Below are 15,782 nucleotides of genomic sequence, written 5' to 3' on the forward strand. Positions count from 1 at the left end.
TTAACTGTGTTGGATGTCAATCTGTTGAGTTAATTGCTATTAGCAATTAATTAGCTCAGAGCAGAAATTACGCGATCGAAGTAGCTAGAAGATTCAGCAACTAAGCTAGCGCAACGATCTTCTACAACGGGGCTTCCCATCTTACGCAATTTGGCACCAGCACGAGCTTCGCTGGGAGTATCTTGAATGTGAGCAGCTGCTTGAGCCTTCATGATTTGCACAGCACGTACGGTGGAGGTGGTAGGTACACCTAGAGCTGCATAGGTTTCTTTCAAACCATTCAAGCAACGATCATCTAGAACTGAAGCGTCACCAGCTAATAAAGCGTAGGTTACATAGCGTAAGATGATTTCCGCATCGCGCAGACAAGCAGCCATGCGACGGTTGGGGTAGCAGTTACCACCAGCTTGGATCAAACCTTGGTTTTCGCAGATCATTCCAGCAACAGCATCAGAAACCATGCAGCTGGCGTTGCTAGCGATCGCATTTACAGCATCCAAACGTCTGTTACCACTTGCAACGAACGCTCTGAGAGCAGCAATATCAGTTACGGTAGAAGTGCTAGCATCGGCTGAAACTACAGCTCTAGAAAAAGCGTCAAGCATTTCGCTCTCCTTATATATTGGTTTTCTCTACTACGTGATTGCCTGTTCCTTGAACAAGACAATATAGAACATAAAAGATGAGGCATACCCCAGTCTCAGTTATGAGAAACAAAGTAATAATCCTTAACAAACAATCCCCAGTCAGACAGATGCTGACTGGGGATTAGGGACTAGGAGAATTAGGGAGATGAGGGAGATTAGGAAGTCCAGAGAAGTGAAACAGACAAGAAAACTATCTATTACAGCAGATTTCAGGGTTTAGCACTTCTCCACCCTGAAATCACTGCAATATTATGAACTCTCTGTTCCTTCTGACAGAAGCCTTTCCACAGATTTTTGTTTAAATTTTTAGTTTAGGAAGTTAAATAACATCCCCATGTAGTTAAGACTGCCTGAGAAGATACTTGATCATATTGTCTTTGACCATTAATTGCCGCAGCACCTCCAAAAGCAATTTTTGAGATTCTTCCTGGTTTAATCCCTTAACCTGCTCTTCATAAAGTTTGAGGTTGAATTTCTGCTCTAAGTTAAGCTCCATTGGGATATCCATAAATTTCTATTCTCCGGTGTTTCGCTTTGATCAGTTATGTCTAGCCTCTTGAGTTAATGTTAACGAAAGTTACACCTACTTGACAAGTGGTCACTTTTAGACGATTACGAATAAACGAATTTGTCATTAGTCATTAGTCATTAGTCAGTTGTCAGTTGTCAGTTGTCATTGGGCTTGTGGCGGGACAAGGGCATTGGGCATTGGTGATTTCTTCCTTGTTCTCCTTGTTTTCCTTGTTCTCCTTGTCCCCCCTGCCCCCTGCTCCCCCTGCTCCCCTGCCTCCCTGCCCCTCTTCCCCCCTACCCCCCTGCCCAAAATCTCTGATTAAGGATGGCTCTGGCAGTTTTATAATGGATAGGATTAGGATTGGGTTGCTCAACTTGTTGTTTGGAGTTAGCTTTTGATTTATGGACGCAATGGAGTTTTTTCAACTAAGTACAGGTAAATGGCGATCGCAACGCACGACTCACCACCTAGCCTTTAAGCGCTCTGAAGCCGGGGAATCTGAGATTCTGGTTGAAGCCCTTGCTGCCGATCATCCGAAAGTGATTGAAATTTGCCAACTCCACCAGGTTGACCCTGTGTTAGCTATTGGTGGCGCTTTTGTTTCTTGGCAAGGAGCAATGGGATGGGACAGAGAAGAAGAAAACCATGAAGGTTCGACGGTATTCTCCCTGATTCCTGATGCCGATAACCCCCGTCAAGGATCGCTGCTGCGAGAACGGGGCTATGCGGAAATTGTCCCAGTGGCGGGGCGGTATGAGATGGATGATGAAGATGCGTTAGTCCTGATCACCGAGTACGAAACCATGAGTTCGATTGAAAGATTCTGGTTTGCCAGCCCGAGCATCCGGATGCGCACCAGTACAGTCAAACGGTTTGGTGGTTTTAGCACCGCCACCTTCTGTACCGAATTCCGAGTGGCAGATGTTTCAGAAGTTACCTCTAACTTAGATGAGGCTGACCTCTCAAAAGAGACTCCTGACCAGATGAAAAATGCGGCCGAACCCACAAAATACTTCTCCCTCTTTGGTTGGTAAATTAATCGTCACCACCAGTACTGATCCTTTTACACGAGGGCTAGACTATCTTTATGGAGTGAGGAGTCTGGCTCTCGATGCAGAGATGATCGATGTGGTTTATGATCTGGAAAACCGCAAATCTCTGTGTGTCTGGATCAGTGAGCATATTGATGCGGTGAATACACAACTGGAAAACTATCTTCAAGCTTGCCACGATTGTTTTCACTCTTGGGAACAACCTGCGATTCAAATCTTTGCTGCTCCTATTGCTCAGTCTTTTGGTATTGATGGTCTGTGCAATCTGCGAACAAATCCAATTACCATCCTCATTGATGTGGGAAGAGTCATGCCGGCGGACTGGCTACTCTTAGTTGTCCACGAATATGCCCATGCTCATGTGGGTTCCCCAGGACACCATGAACAATTTGCGCGATCGCTATCTCACCTCTGTTTAGGATTAGGGATTGCACCGCCAGAATCTGTTATGGAATCTTATCTGCGATTTTATCCTGATTACCACCCCACTCAGAATCCCTTAGCGTTTTGGCGGGGAGAATAAGCAGTTAGCGATTGAATGTTAAAAAATACTGCTTTCTCCCGCAAATCAAAAGGTGAATTTCTGACACAGGCTGATTCTGAATTTTGAGATTCCGAATCTGGATAGCAGTTAAATGGCTGCGAATTATCAGCTGCGGCGATCGGGTGGGACTAACTCGATCAATCACAGCCGGAATTTCGCATGTCAGCCCTCATCAGAAAGGTATTTATTATGTCAATTCCTTTGTTGGAGTATACCCCCTCATCTCAAAACCAGCGTGTTACCGCCTTTGAGATTCCTGGTGATGAACAGCCCAGAATTTACACAACGGAGAACCTGCTGTCAGTTACGGAAATGGATGCCTTAATTGTGGCAGCTTATCGGCAAATTTTTCATGAACAGCAGATGCTGTCTAGTAATCGTCAAATCTTCCTAGAATCTCAACTCAGAGCTAGACAAATCACGGTCAGAGATTTTATTCGCGGATTAGTTTTATCCGATTCGTTTCGTCGGTTGAATTATGATGCCAATAATAATTACCGCTTTGTAGAACTCTGTGTACAAAGGATTCTGGGGCGGAGGATATATAGCGACAAAGAAAAACTCGCCTGGTCAATAGTCCTTGCTACTAAAGGACTAGTTAGCTTTGTTCAAGAGTTGCTCAACAGCGAAGAATATCTCAGCAACTTTGGTGATGATACGGTTCCTTACCAACGGCGGCGGATTTTACCCCAGCGTTCTCAAGGCGAATTACCCTTTGAAAGAATGGCTCGCTACGGCACTGATTATCGTGACAAGTTGCCACTTTCGATGGTGGGATATAGGCAACCCCAGCCATTTAATTTAGAAACATTCTTACGTAGTCCGAACAGGGATTTAGTGTTATTGATCCTAGCATCTGGAGCCTGCTTGATCGCCGGCTTATCTTTGCTCACCCTATTTGGTTTGTTCCCACAAATAGGCCCCTACTAACCCAAGTCGTTAGTACTCCACCACATTTCGTAGTCAGGACTTCAGTCCTGCAAAAAAAAGGACTAAAGTCCTGACTACAAAATAATTTAACGTCAGGTGGAAAGTTATACTTGGGTGAAACTTCCGCAATTTTGTATACCTTCCACACGTTGTTTAGATCGAGATGTAAGATTTAATTGTAATAATCCTTTATCGGTGAGTATGTTATTTATAAAAATTAAATGTGGGGCTGCGCATTATTGCCCGCAGTCAGCTATCATCTCAACTTTTGCTTTAGCATGATGGTAATTAGCTACAACCAAGCTCAAGATTGTGATAGTCCTTATGATTTTAACTGGTAACCAAAACCAAAGCGATCGCCCCCAAATCTCTGAAATTAAAATATCATGAACTTACCTATCCTTTCCCAGGAAGAAATTCTGATAAAAAAGTTTATCAAACGCAAAATCAACGCCCATTACCTACTGAGTCATGGCTCCTAATCAACAGTTAGCAATAATTTACGGATATAGAAGCTTTGCACGGTGGCAAGATAAAGATTATGCAGGTGCGCTTCAGGATGCGCGCAAAGCACAAGAGATTATCCCTAATTCCAAATCCACAGGGTTGTTTCACCACTATGAGGGGCTGGCTCTGGCTGGTCAGGGTAAGAAACAGGATGCACTATACGCATATAGAACAGCCATTACTAAAGATCCGAAATTGGAAAAACCGTATATTAAACAGGGCGAAATTCTCCGCCAGTTAAATAAACCCAAAGAAGCAGTTGAAGTTTATAATCAAGCGATTCAAGTCAATCCCAACTTCGTCGAGGCTTATTCTGAGCGTGGTGAAACCCGTTTCAATTATTTAGGACAAAAACAAGCGGCGATCGCAGATTTTACTAAGATAATTCCGATCCGTCCGCAAGTTCGTTCTATCCTTGAGCCAAATTATCTGGCAAATGCTTATTTTCAAAGAGGTAGAGCTTATCTTGACTTAGGAAAGCCGCAAGATGCGATCGCAGATTTTAATTCTAACTTTTCCCGTTAAGTCTCGAAAAGCTTGCTCACACTCGTATTGAGGAGAAAGCACACCATATACGGTACAGTAATTGAAATCGGGTGCTGGAGGCGACAAGCAATGCTGGACTGGTGGGAGAAAAATTTTGCGACTTATGATTTAGGCGATCGCCGATTGAATGTGTCAATCAGCTATGCTCTAAGTCTTGGATTTGGCAAAGCACTATCGGAAATCTTCAACAAGGGAACCGTACTCAAGAGGGCTTATGAGTTTTTGCCAACCCAAAAGTGGAATTTGCAAAACTAATAGAGCCGCACTGTCAAATGACGGCGGAAACTGTTGCAGAATATGATGTAGTGTTGTGTGTTGGAGACACTACTTTTCAAGGGTTATGACAGCATTCTGGCTAAAAAAGAAGGTTATGGTCCGATTGGAAAAGGTGGTAACGGTTTAATATTAATGATGTAGCGACTACAGCACTCTCACAACTGGCTTACGACAGCAGAAGTAGGGATTTTGACTGCGTTTGTTACACAATCTTCTCTGTGTCGTCATCTGTTGTTATCTATTGAAACTTTCAGTGAAAGACTTTGGGTGCCAAATTGCCAAAAAGGAGTTTCTCTAGCCGCCAGATTCAAGCTTAGTGCAGTTGAGCCAATGCATGATTTTAGGCTATTTACTCATCTGGTACAAACAATTCCAAGATCTTATACTCATAGAACACTACCATTAACCTCCTGAAAATTTCCCATAGAGTATGAAATCATGCCACGCATCTTTGACAACATTGACTTACAACTGCTACCAATTTTGCGGGATACCCTCAAAGTATCTTATCGGGCTGATTTTTGCGTGGGTTATTTTAACCTCAGAGGCTGGCGCAAGCTTGATGATTTAATTGAACAGTATGTGGGGGGAGAAACTTCTTGTTGTCGGTTGTTAGTGGGGATGCAAGGTTTACCCAGCGATGAAGTGCATACTGCATTTACATTGGGTACTGGGGAAGGTAGGCTCGATAATAACACTATTATTCGTCTCAAAAAAAAGATAGCGGCAGAGTTTCGCCAACAGCTTACCATCGGTGCGCCAACAGATGATCATGAAGTGGGGTTACGTCGCTTAAGTCGTCAGTTGAAAACTAAGAAATTAGTTATTAAATTATTTTTAGCCCATCCCCTCCACGCTAAGTTATACCTCGTTCATCGCCATGACCCCAATAGTCCGATAGTTGGGTTTTTAGGTAGTAGTAATTTGACTTTGGCAGGGTTGAGAAAACAAGGGGAATTAAATGTTGATATTTTAGACCATGATGCAACGAATAAACTGCAAAATTGGTTTGAAGACCGTTGGAAAGATTATGGTTGTATCGATATTTCTAAAGAGCTTGCGGAAATCATTGATAATAGTTGGGCAAGAGAAGAATTAATTCCCCCGTATCATATTTACTTGAAGATTGCTTATCATTTATCCCATGAAGCGATCGCCGGAATTTCCGAATTCCGAATTCCCCGTGAATTTAATAATTTGTTTGATTTCCAAAAAGCTGCCGTACAGCTAGCAGCGCGTCATGTCACTCGCCGTGGTGGGGTAATTGTCGGCGATGTGGTGGGGCTTGGTAAAACATTAGTTGGAACAGCTTTAGCGAAAATATTACAAGAAGATTGTTTTTTGGAAACCTTAATTATTTGTCCAAAAAACTTAACTTTGATGTGGCAGGAATATGTGGATAATTATCGGCTTTATGCTAAGGTAATGCCCATTAGTAAAGTCCAAAGTTTATTACCAGAATTGCGTCGCTATCGGGTTGTATTAATAGATGAAAGTCATAACTTACGCAACCGAGAAGGTAAAAGATATCGGGCGATCGCCGAATATATTGCAGCCAATGAAAGCAAATGTATTTTGCTTTCGGCAACACCATATAATAAAACTTATCTTGACCTTTCTGCTCAATTAAGATTATTTGTTCCTGAAGACCAGGATTTGGGTTTTAGACCGGAAGCTTTGATTAATGAATTGGGTGGCGGTTCCTTAGGAGAATTGCAATTTATTAGAAAGCATCAATGTTCTGTTAAGTCTCTTGCTGCTTTTGAAAAAAGCGAACATCCCGACGATTGGCGAGAATTAATGAAACGCTATATGGTGCGGCGAACTCGTTCTTTTATTAAAGATAATTATGCCAAATCAGACATCAATTCTGCTTCTCTTACTCAGGATAAACAAAAAGTAATACGTAAATATTTAGAGTTTCCCGATGGGAGACGTTCTTATTTTCCCGACCGTTTACCGCGCACTATTAAATTTACTTTAGATACTGCTAACGACTCCTATTCTAGTCTTTATTCAGAAGCAGTAGTTGAAGTAATTAATCAATTAAATTTACCCCGTTATGGATTGGGTAATTATGTAGTTGCAAAACCTAAACAACCACCCACAGATGCAGAACAGCGCCAAATTAGCGGCTTATTTCGTGGGGGACGGAGGTTGATGGGTTTTTCCCGCACTAATTTATTTAAACGCTTAGAAAGTAGTGGTTCTGCTTTTATTCAATCAATTGAACGTCACATTTTACGGAATTTTATTTATTTATATGCTTTAGAAAACGCGCTTGATATCCCTATTGGTACTCAAGATGCAGAATTATTAGATACGAGGAATAATGATGAGGATGCTGATTCAGTTACAGCAAGTTTATTTGATGTGGAAATAGAAGAAGATGACTTTACCTCTTCACCCGATTCTCCGCCAGCAGAGAAGGGAGAAAAAGCCGGAGAAGAAATTATCTCCTCCCTAGCAGGGATGGGGTCAACCGAAAAAGTTTTTAGAAAACAAGCAGAGTCAATTTATCAGGAATATACTACCCGATATCAACGTCGCTTTAAGTGGTTGCGTTCGTCATTATTTGATATTAAAAAACTAAAAAAAGATTTATTAGCCGATGCGAAAGCACTAATTAATATATTGCAAAATATTGGTAAATGGAATTCTCAAGCAGATGAAAAATTGATAGCCTTAATCAATCTGTTAACAAAAACTCACCCTAATGAAAAGGTATTAATTTTTACACAATTTGCAGATTCGGTACGCTACATAACAGATAACTTACAGGCAAAAAAGATTACCAAAGTAGCAGGAGTAACGGGGCGGTCACAATATCCTACGGAACTGACAGGAAGATTTAGTCCTGTGAGTAATAATCAGCGAGATAGGGTATCATCAACAGATGAATTACGTATATTAATCGCCACGGATATTTTAAGTGAAGGTCATAATTTACAAGATTGTGCAATTATCGTCAATTGGGATTTACCTTGGGCAATTATTCGATTAATTCAAAGGGCTGGAAGAGTTGATCGGATTGGACAAAATGCTGACAAAATTCTTTGTTATTCTTTTCTTCCTGCTGAAGGTGTAGAACGGATTATTAATTTGCGGGGAAGACTCAAGCAAAGATTGCAAGAAAATGCCGAAGTTGTCGGAACTGATGAGGCATTTTTTGAAGATGATGATGCACAAGTAATTTTGGATTTATATAATGAAAAATCGGGTATTCTAGATGGAGATGAGGATACAGAAGTTGATTTAACATCCGAAGCATTTCAAATTTGGAAGAAAGCAACAGATGATAATCCAGGGCTGAAAAAAACTATCGAAGAAATGCCAAATGTAGTTTATTCTACTCGTGAACATACACCTCAGCCAGTGCAACCGGAAGGAGTATTAATGTATATGAAAACTACTGAGGGAAATGATGCTTTAATTTACGTTGATCGCAATGGTGATAGTGTTACTCAATCGCAACTAGCTGTGTTAAAAATGGCAGCTTGTGATGAAGCGACACCAGCAATAGCTAAAGATAAACAGCATCATGATTTAGTTAAAAAAGGTGCCGAATTGCTGGCTGAGGAAGAAAAAAATATGGGTGGTCAATTGGGTAGACCATCCGGTGCAAGATTCCGTAGTTACGAACGATTGAAAAGTTATGCACAGGAGATGAAAGGCACTTTATTTGTGACTGAGGAACTGTTAAAAGCGATTGATGATATTTATCGTTACCCATTACGACAGTCTGCAATCGATACTTTAAATCGGCAATTAAAAAGCGGTATTAGTAGTCAGCAATTAGCAGAATTAGTAGTTGCTTTGCGGATGGATGATCGCTTATGTATTGTCAGCGAAGAAATTGAGAAACGGGAACCTCAAATCATTTGTTCTTTAGGATTGTTTGAGGGATAGCAACATATTTTACAATAACTATAGGGATTGGGTAATTAATTATGACATTATCACCTCACTTATCCTCAAATTTTTCCCTAGAAGATTTTTTAAAATTACCGGAAACTCAACCAGCCAGCCAATATATTGATAGTCAAATCAACCAAAAACCCATACCCCAGGGAGAACACAGTACCTTACAAAGCTTTTTGGTGACTAGTATTAATGAGATTGGCAAACCACAAAAGTTAGCTTACGCATTTCCAGAGTTACGCTGCACATTTGGGGGGATGTCGTTAGTCCCAGATGTTGCTATTTTTGAGTGGTCACGTATTCCTTTACGTCAAAATGGCAGAATTGCCAACAAATTTGAAATTCCTCCAGATTGGATTATTGAAATTCTTTCTCCAGAACAATCTGCTAACCGAGTTATCCGTAAAATCACATTTTCTATCCAAAATGGTGCAGAGCTAGGTTGGTTTCTTGACTCTGATGATGAATCAATAATGGTTTTTCAGCCCAATCAATTACCAGAAATAAAACAAGGAAAAGATATTTTACCTGTCCTCAGCGTATTAGGAAATTGGCAATTATCTGTAGAGGATGTCTTTGGCTGTTTGAGCTTTAGTTGAAAACTTGTGCGCCAGCTTGCTGCATAAATACTTGCAAAATAATTAAGTAGGGCGGTGCAATTAAACATAACTGGCGAGGACTGTCATTTGTCATTCTTACAAAGTTCTGATCGGAGGAAACCTCCGATCAGACTTTGCGCTTTGTCATTTGTCATTGGTAAGGGTTTCAAGCCAATTTACGTTTCGTAACATAGTTTGGTTTTTTTCCACCGACTTACTTATCTTGCGATCGCATTCCTTATAAAACAATACAGTATCTGTAGGTAGGGCTATAGCTACGCGGAGCGTCTCGCAGAGAAGCAATTCGCTTGCGGTTTTGTGCGTTTTACATTCTGTTACATAGTTCGGTTTATTTGTGCCGACTTACTTAACTTTTCCCATAACATTAATCTCTCAAATGAACAGGTATTGACATCCTCTCACCGCTAACCCTTGCGGGTGTAGCGGGAGATTCCAAAGATCACTCTTTGGATTTCCTCTTTCTACGACTCGGCTTACTTGGAGGAGTTACCTCACCCAAGCAGAGGTCGATGTCTCCAGAGGCGATTAACCCTTCGGCTACGCTCAGGGCTAGCGTTCCTGTGTGCCCCACAGTACGCAAGCCTAATTCAAGTATGTTCCGCGCAGCGTTCCAGTCCCTATCCTGGGTATGACCACAATGAGGGCAAACATGAGTTCTTGTGCTAAGAGACTTTTTCACTACTTCCCCACAGTTAGAGCAATTTTGACTAGTGTGATGGGGTGGAACTGCGACTGTTGCCACACCAAACACCTTACCGAAATACTCAACCCATTGCCTAAACTGCGTCCACGCTGCATCACTAATCGACTTGGCAAGATGTTTGTTTCTCACCATATTCCGCACCTTCAAATCCTCATAGGCTACCAAGTCGCTAGACTGGACTACGCACCTTGCCAACTTCACGGCAAAGTCTTTACGCTGCCTACTTACTTTGAGGTGTTTACGAGCCAATTTGTTTCTGAACTTGGCTCTATTTTTAGAACCCTTTTTGGCTTTGGAAAAACGGCGTTGCAGTCGTTTCAAAGACTTCTCGCTCTTGCGAAGATGTCTGGGATTTTCAACTGTATTGCCATCACTATCAGTCAAGAAATGCTTGAGTCCAACATCAAGACCAATAGTTTTACCCGTTGGTTCGCGTTTTTCAATTCGTTCTTGGTCAATAAGAAACTGGCAATAATAGCCGTCAGCACGACGCACAACCCGCACTCGCTTGAACTGTTTTAACTGATAAAAATGCAGGTCACGAGTTCCCCAGAGCTTGAAAGCTCCTGCTTTGAAACCATCCCTAAAAGTGATGTATCTACGGTCATTGGACAAGCGCCAACCGCTGGTTTTGTACTCAACAGATCCGTGAGCTTGTTCTTTTTTAAAGCGTGGATAACCCTTCTTTCCTGGTTTATTTTTCTTGCAATTGTCAAAGAATCTGGCGATTGCGCTCCACGCTCTCTCAGCAGAAGCTTGTCGAGCCATAGAGTTAAGTTTGTCCACCCAAGGGAAGTTTTCATCGGCAGCGAGTACAGCGCAATAAGCACTCAATTCATATCTGCCAATATCCCGGTTATTCATCCAGTATCTCAGGCAAGCATTGCGAACAAAACGAGCAGTTCTAATCGCATTATCCAGCGATTGATACTGCTCGTTTGTTCCTTCCAGTTTTGCCTCAAATACCAGCATTGTTACGTCAAACTCACTGACGTAATGATATCACGAATATTGCTAACGGTTCGGCTTCGCTCACCGTTAGCCCTGAGCGAAGCCGAAGGGCTAAAAAACTCAACTACCCCTTGCCTTGTCAAACCTGCGGTTTGAGTTAGTTAAGGGGTGTTTCGTTTTTAGCCCTCGATTCATCTCGCCGCCAAGTCTGCGACTGTGGCGGGAGCATTCTCTCGGAGTTCAGGTAAGATATTCACCTGCGTAGGCGAAGCCCGCCGTAGGCATCGCTTTCCTCGCCAACAAACAACAGAAGCCGCTATCGTTAACTCAATAGTGGCTATTCTCAACCCAATAGTGGCTATTCTCAACCCAATAGTGGCTATTCTCAACCCAATAGTGGCTATTCTCAACTTAATAGTGGCTTTCCTCAACTCAATAGTGGCTATTCTCAACTCAATAGTGGCTATTCTCAACTCAATAGTGGCTATTCTCAACTCAATAGTGGCTATTCTCAACTCAATAGTGGCTATTCTCAACTCAATAGTGGCTATTCTCAACTCAATAGCGGCTTTTCTAATGTTTCCTACCTCTTGCCTTCTTAAGGTGAGTAATTAGATACCGAAATATGGCGTTGCTGATTAGTGGGATGATTTTTGCCGGCTTTTCCTAAGTAATTACTTATAGTTCTCTAAAGCCTTACTAGACAAGCCTTTAAGCTTTTATTGGGTTTATAGACTGAGATTTAATCAAAAAAATATTTTTATACTGCTAAATTTTAACCGCAAATATACTACTAATTGCAGTCTATGCTCATAGACAAAGTTGCACTTCCTCAATATAAATACTGAGCCTTTTAGTAGTTAAAAAGGTTATCACAGTAGCAGTATTATTGAGTTTTTATAAATAAATCCTTATTTATTAAGAGCCGTGGCTCCAAGATTTTGGTCTATGGGCATATTTTTTATGCTCGTTTTTTACTATACAAAATTCTATTTTTATCTGCAAGGGTAGCATACTATGACACTTAATTTTCAAATAACACGCGAATTATTACATACATTTCAATTTCAGGATTTGTTTATCCAACAATTGGGTTGGTCAGATTCTTCGCAGAAAAAAGCTGTACATTTGGAAGTTGAAGAAAAAACTTACCAATACCAGCGAATTGCTGAGAGTTCTGGTGTGGCTATTTTTGAAGTTACAGCAGCAGATGGTAATATTCCTGATGCAAAAATTCGGGCTGAAATTCACAAAGAAGTTACTAATTTAATCGCTGAAAATCTGTTGATATTTATTGATGGTCAGCGTACTCGAAGTCTTTGGTATTGGGTGAAGCGAGAAGAAAATAAAAGTTACATTCGTGAGCCTTTGTACGTCAAGGGTCAACCGGGAGACTTATTTTTAAGTAAGCTCGGTTCTTTAGTTATTGATATTACTGAACTCGAAGATGATAATCTTTCGGTTGTAGAAATTGCACGTCGTCTTCAAGATGCATTTGATGTTGAACCTGTAACCAAGAAATTTTATAAAGAGTTTCAAGAAGAACATAAGCAGTTTTTACAGCATATAAAAGGAATCAACAACGAGGCTGATAAACGTTGGTATGCATCAGTTATTTTCAATCGGATGATGTTTGTTTATTTTCTCCAGCGTAAGAGTTTTCTTGATAATGGAGATTTAAATTACTTACAAAATCGACTCAAACAAAGTAAAGATAAAGGTGAGAATCTTTTTTATAGTAGTTTTCTGAAAGTTTTATTTTTTGACAGTTTTGCTACACCAGAAGAAGACCGTGACCCATCAGTGGAAAAGTTGGTCGGGGTTATTAAATATCTTAATGGGGGATTATTCCTTCAACATCGCATTGAACAAGAAAATAATATTTCAATTCCTGACATAGCATTTGAAAAAGTTTTAGAGTTATTTGCCAAATATTCTTGGAATTTAGACGATACACCAGAAGGTAAAGATGATGAAATATCGCCCGATGTTTTAGGATATATTTTTGAAAAATACATTAACCAAAAAGCGTTTGGTGCTTATTATACTCGTCCGCAAATCACCGAATACCTTTGTGATAGAACGATTCATAAACTCATTTTAAACCGCGTTAATGATTCTTTATCTGATAAGTATAGACCTTTTGAAGATTATAACGAACTGATATTTAAACTAGATGGAAATATCTGTCGTTTATTAATTAATGATATTCTGCCAAAATTATCAATTCTTGACCCTGCTTGCGGTTCGGGTGCATTTCTTGTGGCGGCGATGAAAACACTCATCCTAGTTTACGGTGCAGTAATTGGCATGATTGATGTCATAGGAGATGCAAGTTTAAAGCAACAAATTAAAGATATTAGAGATAAACATCAGTCTATATCTTATTACTTAAAAAAACGGATTGTTACTGATAATCTCTATGGTGTTGACATCATGGAGGAAGCCACAGAAATTGCTAAACTACGCTTATTTTTAGCTTTGGTGTCTTCTGCTCATGATGTGAATCAATTAGAACCATTGCCTAATATTGATTTTAATATTATGGCTGGTAATTCCCTAATTGGGTTGATAAAAGTTGATGCAACTGTATTTGATAAAGTTCAAATAACAGCGAAAGCAAAAGCACGGGGATATAAACAAGAAATCCCCGATTTGCAATTAAGTTTATTTCAATCTAGTTCTTATTATACATATCAGTCAATTTTAGAGGAGAAGAATAAGTCAATTGAATTGTATAAAAAACACGCTTTCATCCCTGGAAAGGAGAAAGTTGGCGGTTTAGATGAGGGAACACATCAAGATAAAAGACTTTCATTGTTGCGTGCATCTATTGATGAGATAAATAATAAGTCACAAGAAAAATTAAATGTTTTACTTTTGGATGAGTTTAGCACGCGCTTAGGTATTAAATATGAGGAAGTTCAGTTAATTGGTAAACCAAAGAAGCGGGTTTTAAATGCTGATGATATTGCTGCGTTGAAGCCTTTTCACTGGGGTTATCATTTTGATAAGGTTTTGGGAAGGGGTGGGTTTGACGCGATTATAACTAATCCACCTTGGGAAGCTTTTAAGCCAGATGGTAAAGAGTTCTTCGCCAAATATAGTGATTTGGTAACGAAGAAAAAAATGGATATACATACTTTTGAAGACACAAAAGACCAATTATTACAAGACAAAGAAATTGCAAATGTATGGTTGCAATACAAAAGTTCATTTTCTTATGCTAATCTTTATTACCGTTCATCGAGCCAATATTCCAATCAAATTTCGATTGTTAATGGTAAGAAATCTAAAACAACAGATATTAACCTTTACAAACTGTTTTTAGAGCAGTGTTTTAACTTATTAGCTTCTGGTGGTGAATGCGGGATTGTTATTCCTAGCAGTTTCTACAATGACTTAGGAGCAAAACAATTACGCGAAATGTTATTTAATCATACTCAAATTAATGGTCTATTCTGTTTTGAAAATCGTAAAACAATTTTTGAAGGTGTCGATAGCCGTTTTAAGTTTGTTGTACTAACCTTTGAAAAAGGTGGTAGTACTGAAAAATTTCCTGCTGCTTTTATGCGTCACGATGTTCAGGAATTACAAAGATTTCCTAGCAGTGAAAGTATTTCAATAAGCCTTGAGCTTGTGCGTCGTTTGTCACCTGACTCACTTTCAGTAGTTGAATTTAAAAATGAAATAGACTTTTATATTTCTGAAAAAATGACTAAGTTCCCACTGTTGGGAGAAAAATTAGATAACAAGTGGAATCTTTCTTTAAGTCGTGAATTTCACATGACTGATGATAAAAATTTATTTAAGTCAAAGCTCAACGGTCGATTACCATTATATGAAGGTAAAATGATTCATCAGTTTACCCATAAGTATGCTGAACCTCGATATTGGGTAAATGAGGATGAAGGTAAGAAAGCCGTACTTGGTCGCTGTACAGATAATAATCAGAAATTAGATTATGAAATGTATCGATTAGTTTATCGCTCTGTAGCTGCTAGTACAAACGAGAGGTCTTTAATTGCATCTGTACTACCTCCAAAAGTTTTCTTCGGTCATTCGATGAATGCTAGCGTAATTTTTGATAAAAGCAGTCCTGAAGCCAAACAGCTAATTAATAGTTCAGAAATTTTATTTATTACTGCTTGTTTAAACTCTTTTGTTTTTGATTATGGGATTAGACAAAGGATTAGCCAAAATTTAACAATATTTTATATATATCAAATGCCTGTACCACGACTAACAGAAAGCGATCGCAACTTCAATGAAATTGTACAACGCGCAGCCAAACTCATCTGCACCACGCCAGAATTTGACGAACTAGCACAAGAAGTTGGACTCGGTTCCCACACTAACGGAGTCACCGACGAAAGCGAAAGAGCCAAACTCCGCGCAGAACTCGACGGAATTATAGCTCACCTCTACGGTTTAACCGAAGCAGAATTTGCATACATCCTCACCACATTCCCCATCGTTCCCGAACAAGTTAAACAAGATGCATTAACACATCACCGTAAAACCTTCACCTCGTCCAGCATTCGTTGAGGTAAAAACCAAGGGTGAGAAAG

At 40.0% G+C, this 15,782-nt stretch carries 12 protein-coding genes; 9 read left to right on the plus strand and 3 right to left on the minus strand.

Annotated features, from left to right (window positions below; genetic code table 11):
* Positions 1–50: 50 nt before the first annotated feature.
* On the minus strand, positions 51–605 hold the full coding sequence (gene cpeB / locus AACU32_RS31820) for a C-phycoerythrin subunit beta (protein ID WP_096605762.1): 555 nt from the start codon (positions 603–605) through the stop codon (positions 51–53).
* Between the two features lie 382 nt (positions 606–987).
* A complete protein-coding gene (locus AACU32_RS31825; RefSeq protein ID WP_096605764.1) occupies positions 988–1,155 on the minus strand; it encodes an NblA/ycf18 family protein in 168 nt (55 codons plus the stop codon).
* A gap of 407 nt (positions 1,156–1,562) precedes the next feature.
* Here AACU32_RS31825 and AACU32_RS31830 point away from each other — a divergent pair, with 407 nt between their 5' ends.
* From AACU32_RS31830 to AACU32_RS31860, 7 genes are all read left to right on the plus strand, one after another.
* Positions 1,563–2,195, plus strand: coding sequence for a phycobiliprotein lyase (locus tag AACU32_RS31830; protein ID WP_096605768.1), 633 nt, complete (start codon positions 1,563–1,565; stop codon positions 2,193–2,195).
* The gene (locus AACU32_RS31835) at positions 2,152–2,736 is read left to right on the plus strand and encodes a hypothetical protein (RefSeq protein WP_096605770.1); all 585 of its coding nucleotides are present in this window, start codon (positions 2,152–2,154) and stop codon (positions 2,734–2,736) included. Before AACU32_RS31830 ends, AACU32_RS31835 begins: the two co-directional genes overlap by 44 nt.
* Before the next feature lie 210 nt (positions 2,737–2,946).
* Complete coding sequence (locus tag AACU32_RS31840; protein WP_096605772.1) at positions 2,947–3,687, plus strand: phycobilisome rod-core linker polypeptide; 741 nt, start codon at positions 2,947–2,949, stop codon at positions 3,685–3,687.
* A 471-nt stretch (positions 3,688–4,158) separates the two neighbouring features.
* Positions 4,159–4,719: a tetratricopeptide repeat protein gene (locus AACU32_RS31845; RefSeq protein ID WP_096605774.1), complete on the plus strand. Its 561-nt coding sequence runs from the start codon at positions 4,159–4,161 to the stop codon at positions 4,717–4,719.
* 90 nt (positions 4,720–4,809) lie between these two features.
* Entirely contained in the window at positions 4,810–4,995 is a 186-nt protein-coding gene (locus AACU32_RS31850; protein WP_096605776.1) for an IS4/Tn5 family transposase DNA-binding protein, read from the plus strand.
* Between the two features lie 459 nt (positions 4,996–5,454).
* Positions 5,455–8,925, plus strand: a complete 3,471-nt coding sequence (locus tag AACU32_RS31855; protein WP_096605778.1) for a helicase-related protein — start codon at positions 5,455–5,457, stop codon at positions 8,923–8,925.
* 41 nt (positions 8,926–8,966) lie between these two features.
* Positions 8,967–9,536 carry a Uma2 family endonuclease gene (locus tag AACU32_RS31860; RefSeq protein WP_096605780.1) on the plus strand — a complete coding sequence of 190 codons (570 nt, stop codon included), beginning with the start codon at positions 8,967–8,969 and terminating at the stop codon, positions 9,534–9,536.
* Positions 9,537–9,996: 460 nt separating this feature from the next.
* Here the strand turns inward: AACU32_RS31860 and AACU32_RS31865 are convergent, their stop codons facing one another.
* Positions 9,997–11,232, minus strand: coding sequence for an RNA-guided endonuclease InsQ/TnpB family protein (locus AACU32_RS31865; RefSeq protein ID WP_096605782.1), 1,236 nt, complete (start codon positions 11,230–11,232; stop codon positions 9,997–9,999).
* A gap of 195 nt (positions 11,233–11,427) precedes the next feature.
* On the opposite strand from AACU32_RS31865, the gene AACU32_RS31870 reads away from it, so the two are divergent.
* On the plus strand, positions 11,428–11,826 hold the full coding sequence (locus AACU32_RS31870) for a hypothetical protein (protein WP_339378430.1): 399 nt from the start codon (positions 11,428–11,430) through the stop codon (positions 11,824–11,826).
* A 513-nt stretch (positions 11,827–12,339) separates the two neighbouring features.
* Complete coding sequence (locus AACU32_RS31875; RefSeq protein WP_339378431.1) at positions 12,340–15,759, plus strand: Eco57I restriction-modification methylase domain-containing protein; 3,420 nt, start codon at positions 12,340–12,342, stop codon at positions 15,757–15,759.
* Positions 15,760–15,782: the final 23 nt, after the last annotated feature.

The organism is Calothrix sp. NIES-2100 (assembly GCF_963875285.1).
Taxonomy (GTDB): domain Bacteria; phylum Cyanobacteriota; class Cyanobacteriia; order Cyanobacteriales; family Nostocaceae; genus Aulosira.

Bases quoted from the DNA above. Each gene is read 5' to 3' on its own strand.
- cpeB (WP_096605762.1), bottom strand. From the start codon at position 605: ATGCTTGACGCTTTTTCTAGAGCTGTAGTTTCAGCCGATGCTAGCACT.
- AACU32_RS31825 (WP_096605764.1), bottom strand. From the start codon at position 1,155: ATGGATATCCCAATGGAGCTTAACTTAGAGCAGAAATTCAACCTCAAA.
- AACU32_RS31830 (WP_096605768.1), top strand. From the start codon at position 1,563: ATGGACGCAATGGAGTTTTTTCAACTAAGTACAGGTAAATGGCGATCG.
- AACU32_RS31835 (WP_096605770.1), top strand. From the start codon at position 2,152: ATGCGGCCGAACCCACAAAATACTTCTCCCTCTTTGGTTGGTAAATTA.
- AACU32_RS31840 (WP_096605772.1), top strand. From the start codon at position 2,947: ATGTCAATTCCTTTGTTGGAGTATACCCCCTCATCTCAAAACCAGCGT.
- AACU32_RS31845 (WP_096605774.1), top strand. From the start codon at position 4,159: ATGGCTCCTAATCAACAGTTAGCAATAATTTACGGATATAGAAGCTTT.
- AACU32_RS31850 (WP_096605776.1), top strand. From the start codon at position 4,810: ATGCTGGACTGGTGGGAGAAAAATTTTGCGACTTATGATTTAGGCGAT.
- AACU32_RS31855 (WP_096605778.1), top strand. From the start codon at position 5,455: ATGCCACGCATCTTTGACAACATTGACTTACAACTGCTACCAATTTTG.
- AACU32_RS31860 (WP_096605780.1), top strand. From the start codon at position 8,967: ATGACATTATCACCTCACTTATCCTCAAATTTTTCCCTAGAAGATTTT.
- AACU32_RS31865 (WP_096605782.1), bottom strand. From the start codon at position 11,232: ATGCTGGTATTTGAGGCAAAACTGGAAGGAACAAACGAGCAGTATCAA.